Genomic DNA, 26316 nt, shown 5'->3' on the forward strand with positions numbered 1-26316 from the left:
GTATCTGCTCCGCGTGGCAGCCGAGCGCGATGTCTGGATGCTCCAGATGGCGATATTGGTCCTGAGGGGATTGCCGGCGAGGGGCGCTGGTCTGGTGCGCCGCCGGGGCTAGCGCCGGGTTTTCCTGCGGCTGGGGACAGACCCCCCGAGCTTCCACAGACTGGCGGCAGCAGGTTGCCCGATCGCCGGGTTGCGGCATACTGCGCAACCCAGGCCCACGAGAATCGCCCGGTACTGTCCATGACCCCACTGAAATTCCTCCAGGGCTACCCGCTCCAGCTGCAAGAGCAGATCCGCCAGCTGATCGCCGAGCAGCGCCTGGGCGACTACCTGGCCCAGCGCTACAGCGGCAAGCACGGCGTGCAGAGCGACAAGGCGCTGTACGCCTACATCGTGGCGTTGAAACAGGAGCATTTGCGCAATGCGCCGGCGATCGACAAGGTGCTGTTCGACAACCGCCTCGACCTGACCCATCGCGCCCTCGGCCTGCACACTGCGATTTCCCGGGTGCAGGGTGGCAAGCTCAAGGCGAAGAAGGAGATTCGCGTGGCCGCACTGTTCAAGGAGGCCGCGCCGGAGTTTCTGCAGATGATCGTGGTACACGAACTGGCCCACCTGAAAGAGGCCGAGCACAACAAGGCGTTCTACAAACTCTGCGAATACATGCTGCCCGACTATCATCAGGTGGAGTTCGATCTGCGTGTGTACCTGACCTGGCGCGAGCTGCAGGGGCGTAGCCCGGCCTGAGTTCGCGGGCGGCAATCAATGCTCGGGGGTCAGTCACCGAGTTGTTTGTCAGCCGCGCAGCAGCAGATTGAGCTGATCGACGACTTCCGCCCAGTCGGCGTCCTCGAGGATCTCCTCGCGCAGAAAGCTGGCCTGGGCGGCGCTCCAGAAGGGCGCATCAGCCAGTTTGCAGGTTTCCGGCAGCGGCGAATGGGTGGTGATGAAGCGCTCGATGCTGGCTTGTTCGGCAGGCAAACCGAGCTGCTTAAACAGCGCCGAGAGACCGTGGGTAGGGCTTTCCATGATGTGCTCCTCTGGAGAGTGGACTCGCCCATACAGCCTAGCGTATATCGACAAATACCGGCCGCAGGATGCAGACCGCCAAGGCCTGCATGCAGGCAGGTTTTTCAGGGGCTCGAGGTGGCAGCATGCCTTCAGGGTTTTCGCGCAGGTTGTTCGCGGTGGTGGCCAGCCTTGCGCTGCTGCTTCCTCCGTTGGCGCTGGCGCGCGAGTTGTTGGCGGTCGGCAGCGATTTTTCGCGGGTTTTCGAGCGCACGGCGGCGGGCGAATACCGGGGGCTCGGCCCTGACGCCCTGCGCCAGGTGCTTGAACCGCGTGGCTACAGCCTGCGCTTCGCGTCTTACCCCTGGGCCCGCGCGCAGCGCATGGTCGAGTTGGGTCAAGCCGACATCCTTATCGGCCCCTATCGCAGTCCTGCGCGCGAGGCGCGTTTCGCGTTTGTCGGGCCGGCTTTCTATCGCGACCGGATCGTCTTTTATCGCCGCAGCGACAAGCCGTTTGATTGGTTCGGCGATTTCCGCCAACTGGCCGGTCAGCGCATTGGCGTGGTGCGTGCCTGGGCCTACGGGGAGCGTTTCGATACCGTACGCGAGGGGCTAGACCTGGTCACCGTGGAGGGGGTCGACAACGGCCTGAAAATGCTCAGCGTCGGACGCCTCGAGTTGCTCGTCAGCAATCAGCGCAACACCCAGCCGGTGTTGCAGGCGCTGGGCTTGGGTGATGAAATCAGCCAGCTCGAACCCCCTATCGATCTCCAGGACGGTTACTTCGCCTTCCCTCTGCAGCGCAGCCATGCACGTCTGCGCGAGGATTTCGACGAGGGCTTTCGGCAGTTGGTCGAGCGTGGGCAACTAGCCCGGCTGGCGGCCCAGTGGCAGGTAGATATTCCATGAGAAGGCTATGTAGCAATTATTTTCTGAGGGTGAGCGTGGGGCCGGCCAGCAACGGCTCAATTTAATGCTGGTGGGCTGAAACCCGCTGAGTGCGGGCGTTCAGCAGACCCGCAGCACCTCGAATCGCTGGCTGCTGCTGCCCATGCGCAACTCCACCCGATCGCCTGCACCGCAGCCGATCAGGCGTTGTCCAAGCGGTGCCCGTGGGCTGATCACCCGTACCTCCTGACCTTCCAGCAGCAGCTTCAGGCCGGCACCGTCCGGGCCGAGGAACAGGCACTGCTCAGCGCCCTGGACATCGGCCAGCCACACCAAGGCGCTGAGCTGAATGCCCAGTTGCGCATCGAAGGGCCGCAGCCGAAGTTTTTCCCAGGCGCTCAGGGCCTGGCGAATCTCCTCGACCCGGCGCGCCTGCCCGGCGGCCAGATAAGAGGCCTCCAGGCCCAGGGTGTCGTACTTGTTCTCGGCAATATTCTCTTCATGGGTGGCCGTTTCATAGGCAGTCAACGCCGCTTGCCGGGCCAGTGCCAGGTCGGTGTGCAGCTTGTCGAGAATCAGTTGCTGGAGCAGAGCTTTGTTCAACGGTCACTCGCAGGGTCGGCAGGAAAAATCTCGGTCTATGCACCAAAGTCTAGTGTCGCCATGGCTACCGAAGGCGGCATTGTGCACGGGTTGCTACTAAAAGTGAGGGTGTGGGAATGAACATGATGCGGTCGATGGGGTTTTTCTTCCTGTTTCTGCTGGTGCCGCTGGGCGCCTTGCTGGCCAACTACCCGGGGCCGATTGCCGAATGGTTGAGCGGGCTGTTCGGTGTGCAAATCAGCCGGGGCAACCTCGGAGCCGGCTTCATGCTGCTGGCGGCGATCTGCCTCAAGGTCGATCTGACCATTCGTCGTCGCGCTCAGGCCAGCCAGGCGAGCATCGCCTGATTGCTCGGACGGCAGTCTGCCATCAAATTGGCGCAATAGATCACGGCCTTGGCTACACTGCGCTCCATCTGCGGCGGGAGGCCATGATGGAGACGACACAGTCGGACTACTCGATTTATCGGCAGGTAGTCACTCAACTGATGAATGACCAGGAGCAACTGCCCAGCCTGCCGATGTTGACCCTGGAAATCCGCCGGGCGCTGGCCAGGCCTGAGGTCAGCATGACCCTGCTGATCAGCCTGATCAGCAAGGATCCGGCGCTCAGTGCGTTGCTGATGAAGTACGCCTCCAGCGCCTTGCTGCGCACCCGCTTGGCACCGAAAACCCTACAGGACGTGTTGCGCGTGCTCGGCATACAGCAGGTGGATCGGGTGGTGATGCTGCACAGCGTCAAGAGCCTGTTCGTTCTGCACAGCCCCAGCCATAAATTGCTGTTCATGGGCGCCTGGCAGCGGCTGACCCTGAAGGCGAGCATCTGCGGCTTTCTCGCGCGCAAGGTGGGCAAGGTGCAGGCCGATCATGCGGTGCTCGCCAGCCTGCTCAGCGAGGTGGGCTCGCTCGCGGTGCTCTCGGCATTCAAGAGCGCTGATCTGGTGCCGACACCGGCGCGTTACCACAGCCTGTGCCAGGTCTACAGCAAATCGCTGGGGGTGATGCTGCTGAAAAAATGGGCAGTGGATGAGGCCTACGTGGACATCGTGCGCGAGGCGGGCAACTGGACGCTGCAGCGCCAGCGGCAGATCGAGTTGCTCGATCTGGTCAACCTGAGCCTGTTCCACACCATGCATGACACCAACGGCGAAGCGCAGTTGCCGGCGCTGATCAGTCTGGCCGCCTACGCCAAGCTCGATAGCTTACACAATGAAGTGGCGGCGGACGGCAGCCTGGCTCTGGTCAGCCAGCATTGGGACGTAATCCATGAGATGGCCGCAGTGCTGCGCTAACGGCTCGACAGCCCGCTGCATAGCGCTTGGCTAGTGGCCTCTACGGTTAGCGGGTTAACTCAAATTCGCCGGCCTCGGTGGGTCCTGCACCGACACTACAACCTGCCCTGCGGGCAGCATTCGCCGCGGGCCGCGCCGCCTAGGGCTTGCTGCGGTCCTTGAGCAGGTGCGCGGCGAGGGTGCGCAATGGCCCCAGTTGCCGGCAGATCAGCGCCAGCTGGGTCTGCACCAGTCGCTGCTGGTCGTCCTGTGCATCCGCGTGCTGCTCCAGTTCGGCGGCCAGTTGCTCTTCGGCATCGCTCTGAATCGCCACCGCATGTTCCTCGGCAAGGCTCTTGGCGATTTCCTCGAGGCTGGCGGCCAGGCGTGCGGCGCTCGCCGGCAGCGGACTCTGCTGGTCGCCGAGGACAATTTCGCCGCGATGCGCGCCGAGGCCTGATAGGTAGCTGAGCAGGGTGTGCGACAGCACCAGGAAGCGAAAGCCGGTGTCCGCCTCCTTACGAAAATGCCCGGGTTCCATGAGCATGTTGCCGAGGGTGGTGGACAGCGCGGCTTCGGCGTTGTGCGCATTACGCCGGGCCAGGCGGTAGGCCAGGTCGTCGCGCTTGCCGCTGACATACTGCTGGATGATCTGGCGCAGGTAGGTGCTGTTGCAGCTGAGGGTGTTGGCCAGCATGCGGTTGAGCCGGCGCCCCTGCCAGTCCGGCAGGATCAGGAACACCGCCAGCCCGGCGATCAGGCTGCCGATCAGGGTGTCGAACAGGCGCGGCAGGATCAAACCGTAACCGTCGCCGACCTGGTTGAAACAGAACAGCACCAGCAGGGTGATTGCCGCGGTGGCCAGGGTGTAGCGGTTGCTGCGGGTGGCGAAGAAGGCCACCCCGGCGGCCACGGCGAAGAAGGCTTGAATCAGTGGGTTGGGGAACAGGTCGAACAACGCCCAGCCGAGCACCAGGCCGAGTACCGTGCCGGCGATCCTTTGCACCAGTTTGCGCCGGGTGGCGCCGTAGTTTGGCTGGCAGACGAACACCGTGGTCAGCAGGATCCAGTAACCCTGGGTTGGGTGAATCCAGTGCAGCACGCCATAGCCGGCGGCCAGGGCGATGGCCAGGCGCAGGGCGTGGCGAAACAGCAGCGAGGTCGGGGTCAGTTGCTGGCGCAAACGATCCGCGACCTCCTTGAGCGAGTGCGGCTCGCGATCCAGCAGGCTGCTGTCCTGTTGCTCGGCCAGGGCATCGGGGTTGCTGGCGTGGCCGAGCAGTTGGTCGAGGGCGGCGAGGTTGCCGGCCAGGGCGGCTAGCGAGCGCAGCAGCTGGCGCCAGGCCGGGTTGCTCTGCAGTCCCAGGTGCTGCAATGAGGCATGCAGGTCGTCCAGCGCCTGACTGCACTGCTCGCTGTACTCGAACGGCTGGCGCAGTTCGATGGCCTGGGCCAGGCGCTGACAGGCCTCGCCATGCAGGCGCAGCAGGCGCTGGCAACGGAACAGCACATCGCTGTGAAAGAAGGCTTCGGCCAGTTCGTTGTAGGGGTAATGCGAGGAACTGGCGCGCTCGTGGATGTCCTGGGCGAGGAAGTACAGCTTGAGGTAGCGACTGACCTTGCTGCCTGGCCGAGCACCGCCGACGCGGTGCAGGATGATTTCCTTGGCGGCATTCAGTGCCGCCACCACCCGACCGTTCTGCTTGGCCAGGGCCAGGCGCCGCTCTTCCACATCGAGTTGGCGCAGCGGTTCGAACAGGGCGGCCTTGAGCTTGAGGTACTGGCCCAGTTCGCGGAACAGTCGGGCCAGGCTGTGCTGCACCGGCTGGTTGGCAAACAGCGCATTCCAGATCACCGACAACACCCCGTACCAGGCCGCTCCCGCCACTATTATCAGCGGTTCCAGCCACAGGCCGGCGATGCCGCCGCGCTGCTCCACACCGATCATGCTGTAGATCGCCAGGATCAGGGTGGCCGAGCCCAGGGTGGCGTAGCGCTCACCGAGGGCGCCGAGCATGGTCAGGGCGAAGCTGGCCAGGGCCAGGGCGCTGACGAGCAGCCAGGGATAGGGGAACAACCACTCGACCGTATAGGCCGCCGCGCTGAAGCAGCCGAGGGTCACCAGCAGTGCGGTCAGGCGGCCTTGCCAGCTGTCGTCGGTCTCGGCCAGGGCGCTGGCGATCACCCCGAGAAACAGCGGAATCAACGCCTGCATCCAGTCCTGCGCCCAGCACAGCCACAGGCTGCCGCTGAGGGCGATGAACACCCGCAGGCTGTAGCTGAATTTATCCAGCGCCCACAGGCGGCGCAGGGAATGGCGAAAAGAGCTGGCGGGCATCCGGGCGACCTTGTGCAGCGGTAATAGTGAGCAGACTAACGGAGTATGCGGGCGTCTGGCACCCTATTGATGACAGCTTTTGTGGCCGGTCTGCCCGCTCGGGGCGAAGACGCCGACTCTGCGCGAAAACTCATGGACTATCCTCTAAGCAGACAACCGTGCTTTGCCAGTCTTTTGCCACCCCTAACGGCTGTCGTGGAGAGGGCCGTGAAGGTTTTCCCGATACAGCGTTTGCTCCTGCTCCTGGCCCTGTTGCTCTTGCCCACAGGGCTGACGGCGGCGCCCACTGTGGTAGTGGAGCTGCGCGTCGATGGCGCGATTGGCCCGGCCAGCGCCGACTATGTGGTGCGCGGCCTGACCCGCGCGGTGAACGAGGGCGCGGTACTGGTGGTGCTGAGCATCGACACCCCCGGCGGCCTGGACACCTCGATGCGCTCGATCATCAAGGCTATTCTCGCCAGCCCGATTCCGGTGGCCAGCTTCGTTGCACCCAGTGGTGCGCGGGCCGCCAGTGCCGGCACCTATATCCTCTATGCCAGCCATATTGCGGCGATGGCGCCGGGCACCAACCTCGGCGCGGCCACCCCAGTGCAGATCGGCGGCACGCCCGGTGCACCGGCGCCAGCACCGGACAAGCCAGAGAGCGCCGGTAAGGGTGACAAGCCCGGCAGCGCCGCCGAGGCCGAGAAAGCCGGCGCACCGACCGATACCCTGAGTAAAAAACAAATCAACGATGCATCCGCCTATATCCGTGGCCTGGCGCAGCTGCGCGGGCGCAATGCCGAGTGGGCCGAGCGGGCGGTGCGCGAGTCGGTCAGCCTGTCCGCCGAAGAAGCGCTCGAGCTCAAGGTGGTCGATTACCTCGCCCGTGACCTGACCGATCTGCTCACACAGCTGGACGGTAAACGCTTCACCGCCGCTGGCGTGGAGGTGACGCTGCAAACTGCCGATGCCGTGGTGGTCAGCCGCGAGCCGGACTGGCGCGCACGGTTGCTGGCGGTGATCACCAATCCCAGTGTGGCGCTGCTGTTGATGATGATCGGCGTCTACGGTCTGTTCTTCGAGTTTTCCAACCCGGGCAGCGGTGTCGGCGGTGTGCTCGGTGGTATCTGTCTGATTCTGGCGCTGTACGCCCTGCAGTTGTTGCCGGTCAACTACGCTGGAGTGGCCTTGATCCTGCTCGGCATCGCCTTTATCACGGCCGAGGCCTTCATGCCGAGTTTCGGCGTGCTCGGGATTGGCGGGTTGGTCGCCTTCGTCTTTGGCGCCTTGATTCTGATCGACACCGAAGTGCCCGGCTTCGGCATTCCCCTGGCGTTGATCGTGACCCTGGCCCTGACCACGGGAGCGATTATTTTCGCCATCGTCAGCATGGCCTTGCGCGCCAGGCGTCGCGCCCTGGTCGGCGGCGACAGCGAACTGATCGGCAGTCTGACGCGGATCCAGGCGGTGCAGCCGAGCAACCCGCTGGGCGGCTGGGTGCAACTGCAAGGAGAGAACTGGCAGGTCGTCAGCCAGGTGCCGCTGCAACCCGGCCAGCAGGTGCGGGTGCTGGCGCGCAAAGGCTCGATGCTGGACGTCGCCACCACTGAAGCAACACCGCCACAAGGAGACTGACATGGGTTTTGAACTGAGTTTTGCCACGCTGGCGGTGCTGCTGATGGCGCTGCTGGTTTCGGCGTTTCGTATCCTGCGCGAATACGAGCGCGGCGTGGTGTTCCAGTTGGGGCGCTTCTGGCGGGTCAAGGGGCCGGGCCTGGTGATCATCATTCCGGGCATCCAGCAGATGGTCCGCGTCGACCTGCGCACCATCGTGATGGATGTGCCGACCCAGGACGTGATTTCCCGCGACAACGTCTCGGTCAAGGTCAATGCGGTGATCTACTTTCGCGTGCTTGACCCGCAGAAGGCGATCATCCAGGTCGAGGATTACCACGCGGCCACCAGCCAGCTGTCGCAAACTACCCTGCGCGCGGTGCTCGGCAAGCACGAACTGGACGAGATACTCGCCGAGCGCGAGCGCTTGAATGTCGATATCCAGCAAGTGCTGGATGCACAAACCGACGCCTGGGGCATCAAGGTGGCAAATGTCGAGATCAAGCACGTCGACCTCGACGAATCGATGATCCGCGCCATCGCCAAGCAGGCCGAAGCCGAGCGTGAGCGGCGGGCCAAGGTGATTCATGCCGAGGGTGAATTGCAGGCCTCGGAAAAGCTCATGCAGGCCGCCGAGATGCTCGGCCGCCAACCAGGCGCCATGCAGCTGCGCTACATGCAGACCCTGAGCAATATCGCCGGCGACAAGAGCTCGACCATCGTCTTTCCGCTACCGATCGAACTGCTCCAGGGCATGGCCGAACGCAAGGGCAATAATTAGCCGGCCAGCCACAGCGCAGGGCTCGCAGCGTGCGAGCCCTGCGCTGTGGCCGAGACTGCTGACGGAGGCTGCGATGAACATTCGCTACGAGAGTATTCTGGCCACCATCGGCCGCACCCCGGTGATCCGTATCAATCGCCTGGCGCCGCCCGGCATCGAGTTGTACGTCAAGGCGGAAGCCTTCAATCCCATGGGCTCGGTCAAGGACCGCATGGCCCTCAGCGTGATCGAAGCGGCCGAAGCCAGCGGTGCACTGCAACCCGGGCAGACGGTGATCGAGGCCACCAGCGGCAACACCGGCATCGGCCTGGCCATGGTCTGCGCGGCCAAGGGTTACCCGCTGGTGGTGACCATGGCCGAGAACTTCAGCATCGAGCGGCGCAAGATTCTGCGTTTTCTTGGCGCCCGAGTGGTGCTTACCCCGGCGGCGCTCAAAGGCAGCGGCATGCTCGGCAAGGCCGAGGAACTGGCTGCGGCGCATGGCTGGTTCCTGGTGCGCCAGTTCGAGAACGAGGCCAACGCCGACGCCCACACGCGCACCACCGCCCTGGAAATCCTCGAGGCCTTCGCCGATGGCTCGCTCGACTACTTCGTCACCGGCTACGGCACCGGCGGCACGCTCAAGGGCACCGCGCGGGTGTTGCGCGAGTACCGCCCGGCAACCCGCATCGTGGTCTGCGAGCCGGATAACTCGCCGCTGCTGGGTAGCGGTATCGAACAAGCGCGTGACGCCGACGGTCGGCCGCTGAACAGTCACCCGGCGTTTCGCCCCCATCTGATGCAAGGCTGGACCCCGGACTTCATCCCCAAACTCACCGAAGACGCCCGCCGTCTTGGCCTGATCGACCGGATCGTGCCGATCAACGGTAGCCAAGCCCTGCACTACGCCCGCCAGTTGGCGCGCCAGGAGGGCATCTTCTGCGGGCCTTCGAGCGGCGCCACCTTCGCTGGCGCCATGGCTGTGGCCGCCGATGCTGCCCCCGGCAGCCGTATCCTGTGCATGCTGCCGGACACCGGCGAGCGCTATTTGTCCACGCCGCTGTTCGACGACATCGCCGTCGACATGAGCGAGGAGGAACAGCAGCTGGCCAGCTCGACGCCCAACTACCGCTTCGACGTCAGCCCCGCCCCGCCAAGTGCCGCGCAGCCAGAGCCTATCGGCGAAGAAGTCGATGCCAAGATCGAGGCGTTGCTGGCGCAGATCCTCGCCGACCGCCAGCAACCATTGGTGATGTTCGCCCTGGAGTGGTGCGAGTTCTGCTGGTCGGCGCGCAAGCTGTTCAACGCTCTCGGCGTGCCCTACCGCTCGGTCGACCTGGACTCGGTCGAGTACCAGCAGGACGACCTCGGCGGCCGCCTGCGTGTGGCGCTGCGGCGCAAGAGCGGGATGCTCAGCATCCCGCAGATATTCGTCGGTGGCGAACTGGTCGGGGGCTGCAACGAACTGTTTGGCGCCTATGCCGATGGTCGGCTCGCCACGCTGTTGCGTGCCCAGGGCGTCGAATTGGCTGAGGCGCCTGCGATCGATCCGGCCACCCTGGCGCCGGCCTGGCTGCATCCGCGCAGCTGACAGGCTGCGGACAAACTGTCGCGTTCTGCGCCGATTTGCGCAGAACGTGCCGTGATACTGGAGAGAATCGTGGATTTCCCCTGAAGTGCGGCGGATATACAGGGAGGTCGGCGCCATCGCTCTTCTACACTTCAAGTTACTCGTCGGATTAAGGAGAGAATCATGCGTATCGGTGTTCCCAAAGAGATCAAGAACCATGAGTACCGCGTCGGCTTGACCCCACATTCGGTAGCCGAACTGACCAGCCTTGGCCATCAGGTCTGGGTCGAGACGTTGGCCGGCGCCGCGATCGGCTTCAGCGACGGCGACTACCAGACGGCCGGCGCGCAGATCGCCGGGGACGCGGCGCAGGTGTTCGCCGAGGCGCAGTTGATCGTCAAGGTCAAGGAACCGCTGACCGCCGAGCGCGCGCGACTGCGCCCCGAACACACGTTATTCACCTACCTGCACCTGGCGCCGGACCGGCCGCAGACCGACGAGCTGATGGCCAGCGGTGCCACCTGCATCGCCTACGAAACCGTCACCGATAGTCACGGCCGTCTGCCGCTGCTGGCGCCGATGTCCGAGGTGGCCGGGCGCATGTCGATCCAGGCCGGGGCCAATTGCCTGGAAAAAGCCAAGGGCGGTCGCGGGGTGTTGCTCGGCGGCGTACCGGGCGTGGCGCCGGGCAAGGTAGTGATCCTCGGCGGCGGCGTGGTCGGCAGTCATGCCCTGGCCATGGCGGTGGGCCTGGGCGCCGATGTCACGGTGCTGGACAAGAGCGTCGATGCCCTGCGTCGGTTGGACAACCAGTACGCCAGCCGTATCACCACCCTCTACTCGACTCGCGCCGCGCTGCGCGAGCAGATTCTGGCGGCCGACCTGGTGATCGGCGGCGTGCTGATTCCCGGTGCCGCCGCGCCCAAACTGATCAGCGCCGAGATGGTCAGGCAGATGCAGCCCGGTTCGGTGTTGGTGGATGTGGCGATCGACCAGGGTGGCTGTGCCGAGACCTCCAAGGCCACCACCCACGATAATCCGACCTATGTGGTCGACGAAGTGGTGCATTACTGCGTGGCCAACATGCCCGGCGCGGTGGCGCGCACCTCGACCCTGGCGCTGAACAACGCGACCCTGCCGTTCGTCATCGCCCTCGCCGAGAAAGGCACGCGCCGCGCGCTGGAGGACGACCCGCATCTGTGCAATGGCCTCAACGTGGCCAAGGGTGTGATTATCTGCGGCAGCGTCGCCGAAGCCCATGGCTTGCCCTTCCAATCGGCGACCAGCGTGCTGGAGCATCTGCTGTAGCGCGAGCGGCCGGGGCCCGCACAGGGATGTCTGCTGCTTTTGTGGGAGGGCCGCCCCGGCGCGATGCTTTTGGCCTTCAGGGCAGGCCTGCTTTCGCTGCGGGGCGCTTCTCAGCGCCCCGAAATCACGCTGATCCGCCCCAGCAGTGGCAGGCGCGCCAGTTGGCGGGTCAGTGGTGCGCTGGTGCGCTCCAGCCAGGCGCTGGCCGTGCAGGCGAAGGGGGTATAACAGCCCCATGCCAGCGCCAGCAGGCTGAGGAACACCCCGCCAACCAGCGCGTCCGAAGCCCAATGGGCGCCAGCGACGAGGCGTGGCAGCATGAACAGCACGGCCATGCTCCAGACCAGTAGCAGCTTCCAGCCGCGGGCGAAGAAACTCATGAACAGCGCCCAGAGCAGCAGCACCGAGGCGTGGTCGCCGGGGAAGCTGCGGCTGGCGCTGTCTTTCATGTCCCAGCGCTCGGCCCAGGCGGGGAACAGTTCGGTCAGGCGCGCGCTGCCTTCTACCACCAGTGAGGCGCTAGGCCGTTGCCAGTCCATCAGTTTGACCAGATCGGCGAAACCGACGCGTATCAGCAGCATTACCAGCAGGACGGCGAAAAAGGCGAACAGCGCTCGGCGCACCTGGGCAGCGCTGAATACCAGGTCGGCCTTGAGCATCACTGCCAGCATCAGCAAGCCGACGCCCATATCCGTCGGACGCATGCTGCCGATGGCCCAGATGTGCGCCCACAGACCGACCGCGTGCACCGGCTCGTTGAGCAGGGCGAACAGTAGCAGGTCGAGTCGATCCCACAGTTGGCGGGTTGGCTGCCACAGCCAGCTGGCGAGCAGCAGCATGGCGCTAATGTGGCAGATCAGCAGGGGGCGCAGGCGCCATTGGCTGTTGACGAAAGTGCAGGGCATGCTACCGCTCCTTGGTGGAAATAATGGTGCGCCTTCCCAGGCGGCGCGCATTGTAGGGGAGCTGGTTGGGGTTTGCATGTGATCTGAGCCGCAAATCCCCCCGAAGATTGATCGTCAATCGGCAAGCCCGTGGCGGTCATTCGGCGTGCGGTCCTTGGTTAGCGCGGCATTTGTGCATAAAATCGCCTGCTTTTCGCAGTTCCCCTTGCAGGCGAGCCCGCTATGCCCGATTTCACCCAACGCTTTCTGTTCGACGACACCGACATTCGCGGCGAGTTGGTCGTCCTGGGCGAGAGCTACCAGCACGTGCTGGCCAAACATGAATACCCGCAGCCGGTCGCGCAATTGCTTGGCGAACTGATGGCCGCTGCATCCTTGCTGGTTGGCACCCTGAAGTTCGACGGCCTGCTGATTTTGCAGGCGCGCTCCTCGGGTGCGCTGCCGTTGTTGATGGTCGAATGCTCCAGCGCCGGCGAACTGCGCGGGATCGCCCGCTACCAGGCCGAACAGATCAGTGCCGATGCCGGCCTGGCCGAGCTGATGCCCGATGGAGTGCTGGCGATGACCATCGACCCCGCCCAGGGGCAGCGCTATCAAGGCATCGTTGACCTGGACGGCGCCACGCTGAGCGATTGCCTGACCAACTATTTCACCACGTCCGAGCAACTGGCCACCCGCTTCTGGCTGTGTGCCGACGGTCAGCGCGCGCGCGGCCTGCTGCTCCAGCAGTTGCCCGCCGATCGACTGCAAGATCCGCAAGAGCGCGAGGCCAGCTGGCAGCATGCGGCGACCCTGGCCGGCACCCTGACCCACGAAGAGCTGCTCGGTCTGGACAATGAAACCCTGCTGCACCGTCTCTATCATGAAGAGTCGCTACGCCTGTTCGAGCCGCGTCCGCTACAGTTTCGTTGCAGCTGCTCGCGTGAACGTTCGGCCAATGCGCTGGTCAGTTTAGGTCAGGCCGATGCCGAGCTGCTGCTGAGTGAGCATGCCGGCCAGGTGGTGATCGATTGCCAGTTCTGCAACCAGCGCTACGCGTTTGACGCGGCCGACATCGTCCAGCTATTCATCGGCGGCGGCAGCGCAGGGCCTGCGGACACGCTGCATTGAAGCCGATAGTTTGCGCCTATCGATCCGCTTGGCGGGTCGAGTGCTGCCAAGGGATGGGCTTTCTGGCATAATCCCGGCACTTTTTTCTCGCTGTAGTAGTGTCTTTGCTTTTACTACAAACCGTTTGGAAACTCGGCCCTTTGGCCGACGGGGACCCTCATGACGCAAGCTAACAACGCCGTGTACACCGACATCAGCGCTGCACAACTGGTCGAAGAAGCCATTCGCCGCGGTGAGGGCGAACTGGCTACCAGTGGCGCCCTGGTCGTCCGTACCGGCCACCGCACTGGTCGTTCGCCGGCTGATCGCTTTATCGTGCAAGAGCCGAGCACCGAGGCGAAAATCGCCTGGGGCGCGATCAACCGCCCGTTCCCGGCCGACAAGTTCGATGCCCTGTGGGATCGCGTCGAGGCATTCAGCCAAAATCAGGACCGCTTCGTTTCCTACGTGCATGTAGGCTCCGCCGAGGAACACTACCTGGCGGTCAAGATGACCACCGCCACGGCCTGGCAGAACCTGTTCGGCCGTCAGCTGTTCATCAATCCAGAGACCTACAACCAAGCGGGCAAAGACGAGTGGACGGTGCTCAACGTGGCCAACTTCGAGTGCGTGCCCGAGCGTGACGGCACCAACTCCGACGGTTGCGTGATCATCAACTTCGCCGCCAAAAAGGTTCTGCTGGCCGGCATGCGTTACGCCGGTGAGATGAAGAAAGCCATGTTCTCGGTGCAGAACTTCCTGCTCCCGGAAAAAGACGTGCTGCCGATGCACTGCGCCGCCAACATCGGCGAAGAGGGCGATGTGACCCTGTTCTTCGGCCTGTCCGGTACCGGCAAGACCACCTTGTCGGCCGACGAGTCGCGCTACCTGATCGGCGATGACGAACACGGCTGGGGCGAGGGCGTGGTATTCAACATCGAAGGCGGCTGCTATGCCAAGTGCATCGACCTGTCCGAGAAGAACGAACCGGTAATCTGGAAAGCCATCCAGTTTGGCACCGTGCTGGAAAACGTCGTCCTCGACGACGAGCGCGTGCCGGATTACCGCGATGACAGCCTGACCCAGAACAGCCGCGCCGCCTACCCGCTGGAGTTCGTCGAGAAGCGCAGCGAGAAGAACCTCGGCGGCGAGCCGAACGCGGTGATCTTCCTGACCTGCGACCTGACCGGCGTACTGCCGCCAGTGTCGATCCTCAACGAAGAACAGGCGGCCTACCACTTCCTGTCAGGCTACACCGCGCTGGTCGGTTCCACCGAGATGGGCAGCGGCAGCGGCATCAAGTCGACCTTCTCCACCTGCTTCGGCGCGCCGTTCTTCCCGCGCCCGGCTGGCGAATACGCCGAATTGCTGATCAAGCGCATCCGCGGCTTCAACTCCAAGGTCTACCTGGTCAACACCGGCTGGACCGGCGGCGGCTACGGCGTCGGCAAGCGCTTCAATATTCCGACTACCCGTGGCGTGATTGCCGCGATCCAGAGCGGCGCGCTGATCGGCACCGAGACCGAGCAACTGCCGATCATCAACCTCAGCGTGCCGACGTCGGTACCGGGCGTCGAAACCAACCTGCTCAACCCGCGCAACACCTGGGCAGACCAGAACGCCTACGACGAAGCAGCCAAAGGTCTGGCCAAGCTGTTCGTCGAAAATTTCAAGAAGTTCGATGTCAGCGACGCCATCAAGCAGGCCGGCCCGCAACTCTAAGCTGCAGCGCGCCCTGCGACAGAGCCGCCTTCGGGCGGCTTTTTCGTTATGGCGATTAGGTGCTGCGTGGTCGCGAGCAAACCGCCGCCGATTCTTCTGCCCCCAGGCATTGTGGTGCGCACGGCGCACCCTACCCAAGGCACCTTCACCGCGATATGGTCACAGGCCATCCAGCGGTCAACGGAGTGACAGCTCATGTACACAACTCTTGAACGTGTTTTCGGTTTCAAGCAACTGCGTCCCGGCCAGGAAGCGGCGATCGGCGCCGTGCTGGCCGGGCGCTCGGCGGCGGCGATCTTTCCCACCGGGTCGGGCAAGTCGCTGTGCTACCAGTTGTCGGCGCTGCACCTGCCGCACCTGACCCTGGTGGTCTCGCCATTGCTGGCGCTGATGCAGGATCAGCTGGCCTTTCTCGCCCGCCACGGCATCAGCGCCGCCAGCATCGACTCGGCGCAGAGCCGCGAAGACGCCAGCGCGGTGATGGCCCGGGCCAAGTCCGGCGAACTGAAGATCCTGATGATCTCGGTCGAGCGCCTGAAGAACGAACGTTTCCGCAACTTCATCAGTCAGGTGCCGATCTCCCTGCTGGTGATCGACGAAGCCCACTGCATCTCCGAGTGGGGCCACAACTTCCGCCCCGACTACCTCAAGTTGCCCGACTACCAGCGCCAGTTCGGCATTCCTCAAGTGCTGCTGCTCACTGCCACCGCCACGCCTCCGGTGATCGCCGACATGCAGGCCAAGTTCGCCATCGCGTCGGCGGATGTGATCACCACCGGCTTCTACCGGCCCAACCTCAACCTGCTGGTCGAGCCGGTCAGTGGCGCCGACAAGCAGCGCCGGCTGGTCGAGTGGCTGGGCGCCAAGGCCGAGCAGCCAAGCATCGTCTACGTCACCCAACAGAAGACTGCCGAGCAGGTGGCCGAGCGCCTGAGTCAGCGCGGTATTGCCGCCAGCGCCTATCACGCCGGTATGGCCCATGAAGCACGCCAGGCGATCCAGCGCCGGTTCATGGGCGGGCAGATCAATTGCATCGTCGCCACCATCGCCTTCGGCATGGGCATCGACAAGAGCGACATCCGCAACGTGGTGCATTTCGACCTGCCCAAGTCGATCGAGAACTACAGCCAGGAGATCGGCCGTGCCGGGCGCGACGGCCAGCCGTCTGACTGCCTGGTGCTGGCCAACCGCGACAGCCTCAACGTGCTGGAAAACTTCGTCTATGGCGACACGCCCGAGCAGGGCGGCATCCGTTGCGTGCTCGACGAACTGCTGGCCAGTAGCCAGGACGGTCAGTGGGAACTGCTGCTCAATGCTCTGTCCGAGCAGAGCAACATCCGCCAACTACCGCTGAAAACCCTGCTGGTGCAATTGGAGCTGCGCGGCATCATCGCCCCGCGCTACGCCTACTTCGCCGAATACCGCTTCAAACTCCTGCTCGAGCCCGAGGCCCTGCTGGCCAAGTTCGACGGCGAACGCCGCCAGTTCGTCGAGGCCATCCTCACTAGCTCACAGCGCGCCCGCACCTGGTGCACCCTGGATTTCGACACGCTCTACCAGCAGCACCAGGCCGACCGCGGGCGGGTGGTCAAGGCGCTGGACTACTTCCAGGAAAAGGGCTGGATCGAGCTGGAAAGCAAACAGATGACCGAGGTTTACGCGCTGCTCGATGCCGGCTTCGACCCTGAAGCACTGAGCGCCGAGTTGCATGGCTACTTCAAACAGCAGGAACGCAGTGAAATCACCCGCATCCACGCCATGCTCGAACTGTTCGCCACCGAGCACTGCCTGAGCCAGCGCCTGGCCGCCTACTTCGGTGACCGCCTGGCGCCCGAGCGTTGCGGTCACTGCTCGGTGTGTCATGGCCAGGTCGCCCACCTGCCGGAGCCGCCGCCGCTGCCCGCATTGGCCGAACATGACCTGCAACGCCTGTGCGGCAGCTTTATCCAGCGCCACACCGAGTTGAAAGGCCACACACCGAGCGCCGAATGCCTGACCCGCTTCCTCTGCGGTATCAGCGTGCCGCTGTTGAGCAAACTCAAGGCGCGCAACATTCCAGGCTTTGCGGCGCTGGACAGCTACCCCTACGCCGAGGTGCGTGCCTGGGCCGAGCAGGCAGGCTAATCAGGTGACGGCTTGAGAGCGCATAACGGCTCGGTTCTCGAACGAGCAGTTGCCGAGGCCTGGCCGGATCGGCAGGCCGCTTAAGGGATTTTGTAGCTGTCGGGTATCTCAAGCGCCACGAAGTGGCGCATATGCTCCAAAAAACCTTGATGAAATTTAGACAGCCGGGCCTGGGTGGGAATCAGCATGCTGAAATCCATCTCGATCACCGGCTCGAAGGCCCGAAACAGCACGCCGCTTCCCCGGTATTCGAGCGCGCTGATGGCATCCACCAAGGCGACCCCGGCGCCCTGTTCGACAAACATGCACATGGGGATCGACAACTGGGTCTCCAGGCGCAGTTCACGCTGCACGTCATGGGCGGCGAAAATCGCGTCGATATGCTGGCGCGAGGCGATCGCCTGCGGGTAGGAGATGAAGGCTTCACCCTCCAGGTCCTCGGGCACTATCAGCGCCTTGTCCTGTAGCCGGTGACCGACCGGCAAGGCGCACAGCAGGCGCGATTTCAGCAGCTTCTCGCTGCGCGGGCTGGGGTAGGTATTGGGTTGCACGATAAAACCCAGGTCGCAGCGCTGCCCCACCACCAGGTCCACCACTTCGCGTGACGACTGCACCACCAGGGTGATCTGCGCCTGCTCGTGCGCTTTGAGAAAAGCGCTGATCGCCCGCGGCAGAAAGGACAGTCCCAACGCCGGCGCGCAGGCGATATGCAGCGAGCCGCGGGTGAGGTTGCCGATTTCCCGGGCGGTCCGGGCGATGCGCTCCACCCCCAGCAGCGAGCGCTGCACTTCTTCGTACAGCACCAGCGCTTCGGGGGTGGGCTGCAGACGGCCTTTGGTCCGCTCGAACAGGGCGAAGCCGATGTCCTCCTCCAGCGCGCCGATCAGTCGGGTCGCCGCCGGCTGGGAGATGTGCAGCATCTCGGCGGCACGGGTGACGGTCTGCCCGAGAATGACCGCACGAAAGGCTTCCAATTGACGCAGATTCATCCGCCGCAACCCCATAACAAAAAGACATAGTCTTGCCAAAATAAAGCATTTTTCATCGCCGCATAAGCGCCATAGGATCAATCCCATCTTCACCGACAAGGCAGTCTGACTGAATCCCGGCACAAGCGCGGGAGTAATCCTGACTGAGGCGCACCCTATGCAGAAAACTGAGATCATGGTCGTTGGCGGCGGTTTGCTCGGCATGGCCATCGCCTACGGCCTGGCTCGCCTGGGGCGCCAGGTCAGCGTGCTGGACGAGGGCGACACGGCCTTGCGCGCGGCGCGCGGCAACTTCGGCCTGCTCTGGGTACAAGGCAAAGGCTACGGCATGCCGGCTTATGCGCAGTGGACCCTGCAATCGGTAGCGCTGTGGCCGCAACTGGCGCGCATGCTGCTGGACGACACCGGCATCGAGGTGCAACTGCGCCAGCCCGGCGGCTTTCAGCTGTGCCTGTCCGATGCGGAAATGGCCGAAGAAAGCCGTCGTCTGTGCTGGCTCAAAGATGCACTGGATGGCGACTATCCCTTCGAACTGCTCGACCCCGCCGCCCTGCGCAAGCGCCTGCCCGGTGTCGGTCCGCAGGTGGTGGGCGCCTGCTATTCGCCACTGGATGGCCACGTCAATCCGCTTAAATTGCTGCGCGCTTTGCATGCTGGCTGTCACCAGCGTGGCGTGCAGCTACTCAATGGCCGCCGAGTCAGTGGCATCGCGCAACGCGGCGAGGGCTTCGAGGTTGCCAGCGGCGACCAGCGTTGGCACTGCGAGCGCCTGGTGCTGGCGGCCGGACTGGGCAACCGCGAGCTCGGCGCTTTGCTGGGTCAGCCGGTACCGGTGCAGCCCAGCCGCGGGCAGATCCTGGTGACCGAACGCCTCGAGCCGTTCCTGCATTACCCCACCAGTACCGTCCGCCAGACCGACGAAGGCACTGTGCAGCTGGGCGATTCGGCGGAGTCGGTGGGCTTCGACGACGGCACCAGCAGTGCGGTCATGGCCGATATTGCCGGGCGGGCGGTGCGGTGTTTCCCGCGGTTGGCAAATGTCCGTCTGGTGCGCGCCTGGGGCGCGTTGCGGGTGTTGAGCCCGGATGGCGCGCCTATCTATCAGGCCCTGTCCGGCGCACCGGGCGCCAGCGTGCTGTCCTGCCATAGTGGCGTGACCCTGGCCGCCGCGCACGCCCTGCGCCTGGCGCCCTGGATCGCCGGTGAACAGACACTGGCGGAGATCAGCTCCTTCGGCCTGCAACGTTTCGCCGGCCCTGCCGAGGTGCGTCATGCCAGCTGACAGCCTGTTCCGCCAACTGCCCACCGACGCTGGGTTGCTCAGTATCGAGTTCGATGGCCAAGCCTTACAGGTGCCGGCCGGCGTTTCGTTGGCGGCCGCCTTGCTCGCCAGCGGCGTGCGTCATACCCGCAGCACCCCGGTGAGCGGCAGCCCGCGCGCGCCCTACTGCATGATGGGCGTGTGCTTCGAATGCCTGGTCGAGGTGGACGGCATGCCCAACTGCCAGGCCTGCCTATTGCCAGTCTCACCCGGCATGCGCGTGCGCAGCCAGCGCGGGGCCCGCAGCCTGAGCCCGGCGCCTGCGCTGGAGGAGCACCACGATGACGCTTGAATCCGTCGACCTGCTGATCATCGGCGCCGGCCCAGCCGGCATGAGTGCGGCGCTCGAAGCGCGTCGCCATGGCCTGAGCGTGACGCTGCTTGACGAGCAGCGCTCACCTGGCGGACAGATCTACCGCAACATCGACGGCAGCGACCCGCAACGCCTGGCGATACTCGGTGCGGATTACCAGGCCGGCGCGAGCCTGAGCGCTGCCTTCATGGCCTGCGGCGCGCACTACATCGCTGGCGCCGCGGTGTGGCAAGTCACCGCGCAGAAGCAGGTGCACTACCTGCTCGACGGCCGCGCCAGTGTGCTGCAGGCACGGCGCTTGCTGATCGCCACCGGCGCCTATGAACGGCCCATGCCGATTCCCGGTTGGACCCTGCCCGGAGTGATGACCGCCGGTGCCGGGCAGATCCTGCTGAAAAATGCCGCGCTGTTACCCAACGGCCCGGTGGTGCTGGCCGGCTGCGGCCCACTGCTGTACCTGTTGGCCGTGCAGTACCTGCGCGCTGGCGTTGCGCTGGCGGCGCTGGTCGATACCAGCAGCCACGCCGCTGCCCTGCGCGCCTGGCGCCAGCTGCCGGGCGCCTTGCGCGGCTGGCGCGACCTGCTCAAGGGCCTGTCGTTGCTGGCCAGCCTGCGCCGTGCCGGCGTGGCGCATTACCGCGGCGCGCGTCATCTGGCGATTGAGGGCGAAGAGCAGGCCGCGGCCTTGCGTTTCAGCAGTGGCGGCAGCGAGCGACACATTCCGGCGAGCTTGATCCTGTTGCACCAAGGGGTGGTGCCGAACACCCAGATCAGCTGGTCGCTGCGCCTGCAGCACCATTGGAACAACGAGCAACTGTGCTGGAGCGCCGAGCGCGACGCCTGGGGCGAAACCAGCCTGGCGGGCATTTTCATCGCCGGTGACGGCGGCGCCATTGGCGGCGCGCTGGCGGCGCAGCAGCAGGGTCGGATCGCCGCCCTGGCCATCGCCGGGCAGTTGCAACGCCTCCCTGCGCCTGCCATCGAGGCGCTCGCCAAACCCTACCGACGTGCCCTGGCCCGGCAGCAAGCCGCGCGGCCCTTGATCGACGCCCTGTACCGTCCGCCTCTGGAACACCGCGTACCGGCGGATGCGGTCATTGTCTGCCGCTGCGAGGAAGTCAGCGCCGGCGCCGTACGCCAGCATGTCGACCTCGGTTGCCTCGGCCCCAACCAGACCAAGGCCTTCGGGCGCTGCGGCATGGGCCCCTGCCAGGGACGCCTGTGTGGCCTGAGCGTGACCGAAGTGATCGCCGAGCGTCGTGGCGTCCCCCCCGAGCAGGTCGGCTACTACCGCATCCGTTCGCCCTTGAAACCCATCACCCTCGCGCAATTGGCCAGCGAGCCCACGGCCAGCGCCCCTCAGGAGTTCGTATGAACCGCATCCAACGCATCGACAGCAATCCCCGCCTCAGCCGCGTGGTGGTGCACAACGGCGTGGCCTGGCTCAGCGGCATAGTCGCCGCCGATTGCAGTCAGGATATTCGCGGGCAAACCCGCCAGGTGCTGCAACGCCTGGAGGAATTACTCACGGAGGTCGGCAGCGACAAAAGTCACCTGCTCAGCGCGCAGATCTGGATGAAGGACATGCTCGGCGACTTCTCGGCGATGAACGAGCAGTGGAGCGCCTGGTTCGCCCCCGGCGAGACGCCGGCCCGCGCCACCGCCCAGGTGACCTTCGACGATGCCGACATCCGCCTCGAGCTGATCGTCACCGCGGCGGTCTGAGCACAGCATTCACCCCAACCCGCCGGGCCCGCCCGGAGGTATGGCCAGAGTGGCCAACCAAGCGCCATGCACAGCAGTCATTCGACGTGCTGCTGCCGATAACGGGTGACTTCATTTCCTGGAGCATCCGGATTACAACAACAACGTAATTGGAGCCACCTATGAATAGCTACAACACTCTCAAGACCCTAGGCCTGGCGGCGCTGGTCGCATTTGCCTGCACCGCCCAGGCCGCCGACAAGCCCCTGCGCCTGGGTATCGAAGCGGCCTACCCGCCATTCGCCTACAAGACCCCGGACAATCAGATCCAGGGTTTCGACTACGACATCGGCCAGGCGCTGTGCGCCGAGATGAAGGTCACTTGCGAATGGAAAGAGGTCGAGTTCGACGGCCTGATTCCCTCGCTCAAGGTGCGCAAGATCGACGCCGCTCTGTCGTCGGTATCGATCACCGAGGAACGCCTGAAGTCGGTGGACTTCAGCCACAGCTACTACCGCGTCCCGGCGAAGCTGGTCGCCCGCAAAGACACTGGTATCGACAGCATCCCGGCGGACCTCAAGGGCAAGCGCATCGGCGTGCAGCGCGCCACCAACTTCGACCGCTATGCCAGCGAATACTTCGTGCCCGCCGGTGCCGAGGTGATCCGCTATGGCACCCAGAACGAGGTGTTCCTCGACCTGCTGGCCGGCCGCCTGGATGCCAGCCTGGCCGGCTCCATCGCCATCGAAGAAGGTCTGCTGAAGACGCCGGAAGGCAGCCCCTTTCAGTTCGTTGGCCCAAGCTTCACCGAACAGCAATATTTCGGCACGGGCGCCGGCATCGCGGTGCGCAAAAATGACCCGCTGGCCGCCGAGCTGAACAAGGCCCTGGCCGCTATCCGCGCCAACGGCACCTACGACCAGATCCGCAAGAAGTACTTCGATTTCGACATCTACGGCGACTGATTGAGTCCGCTCGTCGCCGCCCTGCGGCGGCGAGCCTGGTCTTCGCAACACCGTGAACCTTAACGCGGGTGGTAGCTATGGAACTTGATAGGGTTGAGCTTTTTGCGCTGGAGCGGTTGTTTGGCCAGGCTGGCGCTGAGCCCCACTGCTTGGCTGGCGCGCGCCATAGTTTCGAGGTGCTGGAGCGCTCGAAAACGGCGGTCGGCTTCTATTCAATCATTAAATACCCCCACGGCCTCGAGCAGATCCAGCCGCTGCAGGAGCTAAGCTTGCCCTTCAGGCACCATTTGCTGCCGTCTGGCGGCCACTTCGTCTGCTGGGTCGAGGGTGACTCAACGCTGTGCTTGGAGGCCGTCGCCAGTCAGCAGCCTTGGCCCGCGGACTTTACTCCGGCTGGCTTGTAAGGTGCTCGCGGACTGCCTGCTGGCAAGCGCTGACACCCCGACAGTGAGTGGATGGGTTCGCCAATCCACGCTCGACCGCTAGCCCTCAAACCGCAACCTCAATCCATCGAGCTAACGCCATTCGTCGCGCTGCAATAGCGCTGCTCCAGCGGCTTGCTCAAGTCATTACGGTCGCTCTGTCAGCGTGCTTGCCAGGTACGACACTGTTCGCCGAAATGCACCTTGGCCGCCTTGCGGCACTCGTGGGGCCGCCTCCAAGAGTTCGCGGCAAGACGCGCTGCGTTCCGTTCGGAGTAGCGCGCAGGGCGGTTTCGGAGGGTAGCGACAACCCGCCAGCTTTTGTGCCGCGCCGGTGAACCAGGGGTGCACTGCCTGCGGCGAGTGAGACCCTACGGCCCGCGGATTGCCCAGCTCGCGGATTGCTCCAGACCGTAGGGCGGTCCGGGCGGCGATCCGTTCGGAGCGAAGCATCAGTCCGCTGGATTGTGTGTCGTACTGAAGTGGCCTAATGATTCTGGACTCACCTGAAGGGGCTTGGGTACAGAGCCAAAGTCGTGACCGCGAACGACACATTTCATCCCGATGCTGGATCGGGATAAAAATGCGTCAAGGGATGGGGTAGATCAGAACCGAGGCGGCGCTGGTGAGGGCCGGCAGCCGTCTCGGATTTCGCTGCTTCACGCCCCGTGTAGGGCGCTGGATCTATGTCGCTAACCGCCTGGACGAGTGCCAGGGTGCTGCGTTGGATCGCCATGCTATGCAGTTGAACGGATCGTCGTTAGCGCTATGGCTATCAATCCTGACCTTTGGTCGGGTTATGCCGTTCTACTGTTTCGCCTAATGCGATTTGCCCATGCGCGAGCTGCGGCTGTACGCGCTAAGCGCGGTGTTATGTCTCTATATGTGGTGACCTGCACCCAGGGTCGGGCTTATCGACTCCATGGTTACACGTGCACTCTGTACTTTGGCAATGTGGCCAGCGTGCAGAATCACGCGGGGGCTGATTGGGGGACAAATGATACGGCGTGTCGTCATTCGCTTAAGCCCTCCTTTGTTACTGTCCTGAGTCACAAGGTAGCCCGAATTGCTCCGCGGGGTTTAGTCCGAGTGGCGATAAAACCTGAGACTTCAGGAATTAACGCGCATATACCCCACCAACAGCACCGTATTCCCTAGGCGGGCCGGTTTGCCCTGTCGAGAATCCAGCTTGTGCCCGCTCATGGCTTGGCTTTATGTACCAGCAGGGCCGAGTGCCACGTTAAGCTCCGCGCAGTCCGAGATGGCGCGATGAGTAACGGCCGATCCACCACGCCGCAAGCGGCGCGTTTCCAGGCATTTTGGGGTCGACTACAGACATCCGTGCGGGCGCCAGACGTTCTAGGTTAGGCAGGTGTTATTTCAGCCGAAAAACTTGGAGCAGACATGCCTAACCCGATCACCGTTCTCCGCGATACCACCCCTATGCCGATGCTCGACGCCTGCAAATGGGAAAAGCTTGCCGGCGACCCGCACACCGTCAACCTCAACGCCTACACCTCGGAAGACGGCAGCAAGATCATGGGCACCTGGATCTGCACCCCCGGTAAATGGCGGGTCGCCTACGAGAAATGGGAGTACTGCCACTTCCAGGAAGGCTACTGCATCATCACCCCGGACGGTCAGACGCCGATTCACCTCAAGGCTGGCGATATCTTCATCGTCGAACCGGGCATGCAAGGCACCTGGGAAGTGGTCGAGACGGTGCGCAAGTACTTCGTCTTCGCCTGACAGTCACTGCCGCGAAGCCAGTCGCATAGGTAGGTTGGCGTTGAGAGCAGCGATACCCAATGACGGCTTACCAGCCTAAGCAGCTTGTCTGTGTGCTGTTTGTTTGCCTTTGCTGGCGATGAGCATCGCTGCGCTCAATCACATCCTACGGAGCTCCGGACGCGCTCGCTTCCTCATCCGCCAACCGCTGCAAGTAGACGGCGAAATCCGGGTCTTCCCCGCGCAGTAGCTGTGGCAGCCGTTCGCGGAAGTCCTCGCGTCGGCTCCACTCGCGCATGTAGTCCTCCCAGGAATGCCAGCGGCGCTGTTTCTTCTCGTCCAGATTGGGCTCGTAGATCAGCAGATAGGCACGCTCGAACAGGGAAATGAGCATGTCGAAGATCAGCAACATGCGTTCGCGCTGCTCGTCGGTCAAATCCGGGGTCGCAAGCTGGCTGCGCAGCTTCAGGTCCGGGTTGGCCAGCACCACCTCGAGGAAGTCGATATAAGCATCGGAGATCTGCTGCCAGGTGGCTTCCTGTTCATTCGCGCGTTCCTTGCGCTGTTCGACGAGGAACACGCCAATCGCGAAGGGCAAGGCCACCACCGTGACGATGTAGGACAGCAGTTCCCAGGTTTCGAGTGTCATATCCGCGTCCTTGAGTAATGGTCGCTAGAGCAAGCAAAGCCCATTTTGCCGCAGGCGTGGCGGCGCGGCGCTATTGCTCGGCATCATTTACCCCATTTCGAAGGCGATAAGGGTTGCCTTCCACGCCCGCCATTGTCATAACTGTCACGTGGCTATGTGAGGGAGCGTACTCAGCGTCCCGATGCAGGCTCAACGCAATACAGGGCCCCGCGTACGCAGCTGCAGCGTCCCGATTTGTAGTCTTTGTCAGCGCGAAGCGACAAAGCCAGGAACCTCGGCGCTAGCCGGCCCTCGAAGGTACAGACCCGTCAGAAGCGAGGAATACCATGCAAATTCATGTGAGAAGTAACCATATTGAAGGAAGTGTCCGGCTTCAGGAGTGGGTAAGCGCAACAGTGACGGAGCGGCTGGACCGTTTCGAAGATTTTCTCACTCGGGTTGAAGTTCATCTCAGCGACGAGAATGGCAACAAGGCCGGTGCCGACGACAAGCGCTGCCAGATCGAAGCACGGCCCAAAGGCCATCAATCCATTTCAGTCACCCACAAAGCCTCATCGCTGGATCAGGCCGTGGATGGTGCCACCGAAAAAATGCGCCATGCCCTCGACCACCTGGTTGGCAAGCTTGAGGTCAGGGCCGTATCCACCGGGCATATCGACGACCCGCGCCTGAGCGAAGATCCTGAGCAAGTCACCGACGCCCTGCTGCAGGAAGAATTCCTGGCCAACGAAGAAGCCCTCGGCCGGGGTTAAAGCGCTCAGATTGGTTGATTCTTGAGTGATGCCATGAGGGGTTGCCATGCATGCATGGCAACCCCTTTAAGGTTGAACAACCCGTCTAGGGTCCCGCAAACAGCCCGTAACCACTCCTGGCAGACACGCCTGCGCTGCTGGTCATGTGCGCAATAAGCCCCCCGCGATCCGATTGCCCGTCCGCAGGATGGTGCGCAAGCATATCTGCGGCTTAGTAACCCAGTGCAATGGACTCCCCCTCCTCGGGTCGGTGGCGCACCAATCGCGTGGTCACGGCACCTCGCCGTGCA

24 protein-coding genes are annotated in these 26316 nt (G+C 63.8%); 18 read left to right on the forward strand and 6 right to left on the reverse strand.

Annotated elements, in window-relative coordinates; genetic code table 11:
* Positions 1-240: 240 nt before the first annotated feature.
* The gene (locus tag VCJ09_RS01670; protein WP_324732893.1) at positions 241-747 is read left to right on the forward strand and encodes a M48 metallopeptidase family protein; all 507 of its coding nucleotides are present in this window, start codon (positions 241-243) and stop codon (positions 745-747) included.
* A 48-nt stretch (positions 748-795) separates the two neighbouring features.
* On the opposite strand, the gene VCJ09_RS01675 is transcribed toward VCJ09_RS01670, so the two are convergent.
* The gene (locus tag VCJ09_RS01675; protein WP_079204374.1) at positions 796-1029 is read right to left on the reverse strand and encodes a DUF2789 domain-containing protein; all 234 of its coding nucleotides are present in this window, start codon (positions 1027-1029) and stop codon (positions 796-798) included.
* A 125-nt stretch (positions 1030-1154) separates the two neighbouring features.
* Between VCJ09_RS01675 and VCJ09_RS01680 the strand changes: the two genes are divergently transcribed.
* Entirely contained in the window at positions 1155-1919 is a 765-nt protein-coding gene (locus tag VCJ09_RS01680) for a substrate-binding periplasmic protein (protein ID WP_324732894.1), read from the forward strand.
* A 99-nt stretch (positions 1920-2018) separates the two neighbouring features.
* On the opposite strand, the gene VCJ09_RS01685 is transcribed toward VCJ09_RS01680, so the two are convergent.
* A complete protein-coding gene (locus VCJ09_RS01685) occupies positions 2019-2501 on the reverse strand; it encodes a GreA/GreB family elongation factor (RefSeq protein ID WP_324732895.1) in 483 nt (160 codons plus the stop codon).
* A gap of 116 nt (positions 2502-2617) precedes the next feature.
* On the opposite strand from VCJ09_RS01685, the gene VCJ09_RS01690 reads away from it, so the two are divergent.
* Positions 2618-2848: a hypothetical protein gene (locus tag VCJ09_RS01690; RefSeq protein WP_324732896.1), complete on the forward strand. Its 231-nt coding sequence runs from the start codon at positions 2618-2620 to the stop codon at positions 2846-2848.
* 86 nt (positions 2849-2934) lie between these two features.
* Positions 2935-3792, forward strand: a complete 858-nt coding sequence (locus tag VCJ09_RS01695; protein WP_324732897.1) for an HDOD domain-containing protein — start codon at positions 2935-2937, stop codon at positions 3790-3792.
* A gap of 139 nt (positions 3793-3931) precedes the next feature.
* Here VCJ09_RS01695 and yccS read toward each other — a convergent pair whose 3' ends face one another.
* Positions 3932-6109, reverse strand: coding sequence for a YccS family putative transporter (gene yccS, locus VCJ09_RS01700; RefSeq protein WP_324732898.1), 2178 nt, complete (start codon positions 6107-6109; stop codon positions 3932-3934).
* A 207-nt stretch (positions 6110-6316) separates the two neighbouring features.
* On the opposite strand from yccS, the gene VCJ09_RS01705 reads away from it, so the two are divergent.
* The 4 genes from VCJ09_RS01705 to ald all read left to right on the forward strand — a co-directional run bounded on the left by VCJ09_RS01705 (position 6317) and on the right by ald (position 11343).
* Positions 6317-7726 carry an NfeD family protein gene (locus VCJ09_RS01705; RefSeq protein WP_407693001.1) on the forward strand — a complete coding sequence of 470 codons (1410 nt, stop codon included), beginning with the start codon at positions 6317-6319 and terminating at the stop codon, positions 7724-7726.
* Position 7727: 1 nt separating this feature from the next.
* The gene (locus VCJ09_RS01710; protein ID WP_079204382.1) at positions 7728-8486 is read left to right on the forward strand and encodes a slipin family protein; all 759 of its coding nucleotides are present in this window, start codon (positions 7728-7730) and stop codon (positions 8484-8486) included.
* A gap of 73 nt (positions 8487-8559) precedes the next feature.
* Positions 8560-10056 carry a pyridoxal-phosphate dependent enzyme gene (locus VCJ09_RS01715; RefSeq protein WP_324732899.1) on the forward strand — a complete coding sequence of 499 codons (1497 nt, stop codon included), beginning with the start codon at positions 8560-8562 and terminating at the stop codon, positions 10054-10056.
* Positions 10057-10218: 162 nt separating this feature from the next.
* Positions 10219-11343, forward strand: coding sequence for an alanine dehydrogenase (ald, locus tag VCJ09_RS01720; protein ID WP_324732900.1), 1125 nt, complete (start codon positions 10219-10221; stop codon positions 11341-11343).
* Between the two features lie 110 nt (positions 11344-11453).
* Here the strand turns inward: ald and VCJ09_RS01725 are convergent, their stop codons facing one another.
* On the reverse strand, positions 11454-12248 hold the full coding sequence (locus VCJ09_RS01725; protein ID WP_324732901.1) for a phosphatase PAP2 family protein: 795 nt from the start codon (positions 12246-12248) through the stop codon (positions 11454-11456).
* A gap of 222 nt (positions 12249-12470) precedes the next feature.
* On the opposite strand from VCJ09_RS01725, the gene hslO reads away from it, so the two are divergent.
* The 3 genes from hslO (at position 12471) to VCJ09_RS01740 (ending at position 17183) form a co-directional block, all read left to right on the forward strand.
* Complete coding sequence (hslO, locus tag VCJ09_RS01730; protein WP_324732902.1) at positions 12471-13358, forward strand: Hsp33 family molecular chaperone HslO; 888 nt, start codon at positions 12471-12473, stop codon at positions 13356-13358.
* Between the two features lie 159 nt (positions 13359-13517).
* Complete coding sequence (locus VCJ09_RS01735) at positions 13518-15059, forward strand: phosphoenolpyruvate carboxykinase (protein WP_324732903.1); 1542 nt, start codon at positions 13518-13520, stop codon at positions 15057-15059.
* A 195-nt stretch (positions 15060-15254) separates the two neighbouring features.
* Positions 15255-17183 carry a RecQ family ATP-dependent DNA helicase gene (locus VCJ09_RS01740; RefSeq protein WP_324732904.1) on the forward strand — a complete coding sequence of 643 codons (1929 nt, stop codon included), beginning with the start codon at positions 15255-15257 and terminating at the stop codon, positions 17181-17183.
* Positions 17184-17263: 80 nt separating this feature from the next.
* Here VCJ09_RS01740 and VCJ09_RS01745 read toward each other — a convergent pair whose 3' ends face one another.
* Positions 17264-18172, reverse strand: a complete 909-nt coding sequence (locus VCJ09_RS01745) for a LysR substrate-binding domain-containing protein (protein ID WP_079204388.1) — start codon at positions 18170-18172, stop codon at positions 17264-17266.
* Between the two features lie 157 nt (positions 18173-18329).
* On the opposite strand from VCJ09_RS01745, the gene VCJ09_RS01750 reads away from it, so the two are divergent.
* From VCJ09_RS01750 to VCJ09_RS01775, 6 genes are all read left to right on the forward strand, one after another.
* The gene (locus tag VCJ09_RS01750) at positions 18330-19454 is read left to right on the forward strand and encodes an NAD(P)/FAD-dependent oxidoreductase (RefSeq protein WP_324732905.1); all 1125 of its coding nucleotides are present in this window, start codon (positions 18330-18332) and stop codon (positions 19452-19454) included.
* Complete coding sequence (locus tag VCJ09_RS01755; protein WP_324732906.1) at positions 19444-19785, forward strand: (2Fe-2S)-binding protein; 342 nt, start codon at positions 19444-19446, stop codon at positions 19783-19785. Before VCJ09_RS01750 ends, VCJ09_RS01755 begins: the two co-directional genes overlap by 11 nt.
* Complete coding sequence (locus tag VCJ09_RS01760) at positions 19775-21181, forward strand: FAD/NAD(P)-dependent oxidoreductase (protein ID WP_324732907.1); 1407 nt, start codon at positions 19775-19777, stop codon at positions 21179-21181. The genes VCJ09_RS01755 and VCJ09_RS01760 overlap by 11 nt, the downstream gene beginning before the upstream one ends.
* Positions 21178-21531, forward strand: coding sequence for a RidA family protein (locus VCJ09_RS01765; protein ID WP_324732908.1), 354 nt, complete (start codon positions 21178-21180; stop codon positions 21529-21531). The genes VCJ09_RS01760 and VCJ09_RS01765 overlap by 4 nt, the downstream gene beginning before the upstream one ends.
* Before the next feature lie 161 nt (positions 21532-21692).
* Positions 21693-22475 carry an ABC transporter substrate-binding protein gene (locus VCJ09_RS01770; RefSeq protein ID WP_324732909.1) on the forward strand — a complete coding sequence of 261 codons (783 nt, stop codon included), beginning with the start codon at positions 21693-21695 and terminating at the stop codon, positions 22473-22475.
* Between the two features lie 1826 nt (positions 22476-24301).
* On the forward strand, positions 24302-24646 hold the full coding sequence (locus tag VCJ09_RS01775; protein ID WP_324732910.1) for a cupin domain-containing protein: 345 nt from the start codon (positions 24302-24304) through the stop codon (positions 24644-24646).
* A 145-nt stretch (positions 24647-24791) separates the two neighbouring features.
* Here the strand turns inward: VCJ09_RS01775 and VCJ09_RS01780 are convergent, their stop codons facing one another.
* Positions 24792-25274 (reverse strand): hypothetical protein, encoded by a 483-nt coding sequence (locus VCJ09_RS01780; RefSeq protein WP_324732911.1) that lies wholly within the window; start codon positions 25272-25274, stop codon positions 24792-24794.
* 326 nt (positions 25275-25600) lie between these two features.
* On the opposite strand from VCJ09_RS01780, the gene VCJ09_RS01785 reads away from it, so the two are divergent.
* Positions 25601-26026, forward strand: coding sequence for an HPF/RaiA family ribosome-associated protein (locus VCJ09_RS01785; protein WP_324732912.1), 426 nt, complete (start codon positions 25601-25603; stop codon positions 26024-26026).
* The last annotated feature ends 290 nt before the right edge of the window (positions 26027-26316 follow it).

Source organism: Pseudomonas paeninsulae (assembly GCF_035621475.1).
GTDB lineage: Bacteria > Pseudomonadota > Gammaproteobacteria > Pseudomonadales > Pseudomonadaceae > Aquipseudomonas > Aquipseudomonas paeninsulae.

What these genes read in the sequence shown, in the direction of transcription:
- ald (WP_324732900.1), top strand. Translation starts at nt 10,219, where the DNA reads ATGCGTATCGGTGTTCCCAAAGAGATCAAGAACCATGAGTACCGCGTC.
- hslO (WP_324732902.1), top strand. Translation starts at nt 12,471, where the DNA reads ATGCCCGATTTCACCCAACGCTTTCTGTTCGACGACACCGACATTCGC.
- VCJ09_RS01695 (WP_324732897.1), top strand. Translation starts at nt 2,935, where the DNA reads ATGGAGACGACACAGTCGGACTACTCGATTTATCGGCAGGTAGTCACT.
- VCJ09_RS01755 (WP_324732906.1), top strand. Translation starts at nt 19,444, where the DNA reads ATGCCAGCTGACAGCCTGTTCCGCCAACTGCCCACCGACGCTGGGTTG.
- VCJ09_RS01675 (WP_079204374.1), bottom strand. Translation starts at nt 1,029, where the DNA reads ATGGAAAGCCCTACCCACGGTCTCTCGGCGCTGTTTAAGCAGCTCGGT.
- VCJ09_RS01690 (WP_324732896.1), top strand. Translation starts at nt 2,618, where the DNA reads ATGAACATGATGCGGTCGATGGGGTTTTTCTTCCTGTTTCTGCTGGTG.
- VCJ09_RS01750 (WP_324732905.1), top strand. Translation starts at nt 18,330, where the DNA reads ATGCAGAAAACTGAGATCATGGTCGTTGGCGGCGGTTTGCTCGGCATG.
- VCJ09_RS01770 (WP_324732909.1), top strand. Translation starts at nt 21,693, where the DNA reads ATGAATAGCTACAACACTCTCAAGACCCTAGGCCTGGCGGCGCTGGTC.
- VCJ09_RS01765 (WP_324732908.1), top strand. Translation starts at nt 21,178, where the DNA reads ATGAACCGCATCCAACGCATCGACAGCAATCCCCGCCTCAGCCGCGTG.
- VCJ09_RS01670 (WP_324732893.1), top strand. Translation starts at nt 241, where the DNA reads ATGACCCCACTGAAATTCCTCCAGGGCTACCCGCTCCAGCTGCAAGAG.
- VCJ09_RS01680 (WP_324732894.1), top strand. Translation starts at nt 1,155, where the DNA reads ATGCCTTCAGGGTTTTCGCGCAGGTTGTTCGCGGTGGTGGCCAGCCTT.
- VCJ09_RS01775 (WP_324732910.1), top strand. Translation starts at nt 24,302, where the DNA reads ATGCCTAACCCGATCACCGTTCTCCGCGATACCACCCCTATGCCGATG.
- yccS (WP_324732898.1), bottom strand. Translation starts at nt 6,109, where the DNA reads ATGCCCGCCAGCTCTTTTCGCCATTCCCTGCGCCGCCTGTGGGCGCTG.
- VCJ09_RS01715 (WP_324732899.1), top strand. Translation starts at nt 8,560, where the DNA reads ATGAACATTCGCTACGAGAGTATTCTGGCCACCATCGGCCGCACCCCG.
- VCJ09_RS01745 (WP_079204388.1), bottom strand. Translation starts at nt 18,172, where the DNA reads ATGAATCTGCGTCAATTGGAAGCCTTTCGTGCGGTCATTCTCGGGCAG.
- VCJ09_RS01760 (WP_324732907.1), top strand. Translation starts at nt 19,775, where the DNA reads ATGACGCTTGAATCCGTCGACCTGCTGATCATCGGCGCCGGCCCAGCC.
- VCJ09_RS01785 (WP_324732912.1), top strand. Translation starts at nt 25,601, where the DNA reads ATGCAAATTCATGTGAGAAGTAACCATATTGAAGGAAGTGTCCGGCTT.
- VCJ09_RS01740 (WP_324732904.1), top strand. Translation starts at nt 15,255, where the DNA reads ATGTACACAACTCTTGAACGTGTTTTCGGTTTCAAGCAACTGCGTCCC.
- VCJ09_RS01780 (WP_324732911.1), bottom strand. Translation starts at nt 25,274, where the DNA reads ATGACACTCGAAACCTGGGAACTGCTGTCCTACATCGTCACGGTGGTG.
- VCJ09_RS01725 (WP_324732901.1), bottom strand. Translation starts at nt 12,248, where the DNA reads ATGCCCTGCACTTTCGTCAACAGCCAATGGCGCCTGCGCCCCCTGCTG.
- VCJ09_RS01710 (WP_079204382.1), top strand. Translation starts at nt 7,728, where the DNA reads ATGGGTTTTGAACTGAGTTTTGCCACGCTGGCGGTGCTGCTGATGGCG.
- VCJ09_RS01735 (WP_324732903.1), top strand. Translation starts at nt 13,518, where the DNA reads ATGACGCAAGCTAACAACGCCGTGTACACCGACATCAGCGCTGCACAA.